At 41.7% G+C, this 575-nt stretch carries 1 rRNA gene; it reads left to right on the top strand.

The window, feature by feature from the left end:
- Window positions 1–36: 36 nt before the first annotated feature.
- A 5S ribosomal RNA gene (rrf, locus tag LI074_RS17115) occupies window positions 37–154 on the top strand.
- Window positions 155–575: the final 421 nt, after the last annotated feature.

The raw sequence follows: 575 nt of genomic DNA, 5'->3' as shown, positions 1-575 counted from the left end.
ATGTGTTTTACTGTTTAGCTATCAAGCTGAAACATTTCTGGTGCCGATGCGGTTGGGGGACACACCCGTTCCCATCCCGAACACGACGGTTAAGACCCAATCGGCCGATGGTACTGCACTGGAGACGGTGTGGGAGAGCAGGTGGGCGCCAGATCAAAAAGAAAACAACAGGCTGGAAGCCTGATGAAGATAAAACAGGCATTGGAAAGTGAGTCCTGTCGGAAACAGGATGGAGCCAGATACGAATCGTAAAGTCCGGTGCTAACCCGTATCAGCCGGGAAGAGCTGTTAAGATATGCTGGTTTTACCAGTGATTAGAGATTTTAAAAGAGTTTAAGATTTCTAATGACTGATAAAGCATCAGTCAATATGTACCTTGAAAACTGCATACATGAAATTTGATTAAAAGTTAATCAAATATCCTTGATACAAAACGTTAAGAGATATGAGAGTATCTCATAAAACGCAAGATAGGAAAAGACATCGATATTAATTGTTATCAACAGTAACAAAACATATCAAAACAATGAGAATCAAACGACCGCATCACCTACGCTAGGGTGATGAAGCGAAAG

The sequence above is a fragment of the Blautia sp. MSK18_10 genome (assembly GCF_020553185.1).
Classification (GTDB): domain Bacteria; phylum Bacillota; class Clostridia; order Lachnospirales; family Lachnospiraceae; genus Blautia_A; species Blautia_A wexlerae.
Note: the sequence above shows the minus strand (reverse complement) of the source record. Positions and strands in the feature narration are given on the sequence as shown.